At 57.3% G+C, this 572-nt stretch carries 1 protein-coding gene; it reads right to left on the bottom strand.

All coding sequences use genetic code 11. From position 1 onward, the window contains the following. On the bottom strand, positions 1–539 hold a 539-nt coding region (locus AK963_RS32910), incomplete at its 3' end, for a hypothetical protein (protein ID WP_139117838.1). Between the last annotated feature and the right edge of the window lie 33 nt (positions 540–572).

The following is a 572-nucleotide window of genomic DNA, read 5'->3' as shown; positions in this document are numbered from 1 at the left end:
TCGTGGAATACCGTCACGGCGTCTTCGTCGACTCCGAAGCAGGCTGGCAACCCGTCGCCAAATTCAAGTTCTGGCAAAACAAAGGCGAGTACACTCCAGGCACCGCCTACGAAATACACGACATCGTAACCCACAACGAGAACTGGCTGATCTGCACCGAAGCCCACACCGGTACCGACCCCATCGTCGGCCTCTACTGGGACACTCTCTTCAACGCCGACTACATCAAGTCCGTACAAGCGGACGTCACCAGCAAACTCAACGACACCGAAACCAAACGGGCCGAAGTCGAAGCCAACCAGCAGGACGTCGCCACCCGACAGACCGACATCATCACCCGTCAGGCGGACATCACCACCAGGCAGGCAGACATCACCGCCATCCAGTCTGACGTCACCGCCAAACAGACCGATGTCACTACCAAACATGGCGAAGTAGAAACCAGCCGTCAGGACGTGGAGACCCGACAAACTGACATCATCGCCCGTCAATCCGACATCACCACCAAACAGACCGACATCACCACCAAACACACGCAAGTCGAAGCCGACAGAGCGGAAGTGGAAACCCGC

Origin of the sequence: Endozoicomonas atrinae, from assembly GCF_001647025.1 — a bacterium.
Taxonomy (GTDB): domain Bacteria; phylum Pseudomonadota; class Gammaproteobacteria; order Pseudomonadales; family Endozoicomonadaceae; genus Endozoicomonas; species Endozoicomonas atrinae.
This window is presented reverse-complemented; position numbering and strand designations above follow the sequence as displayed.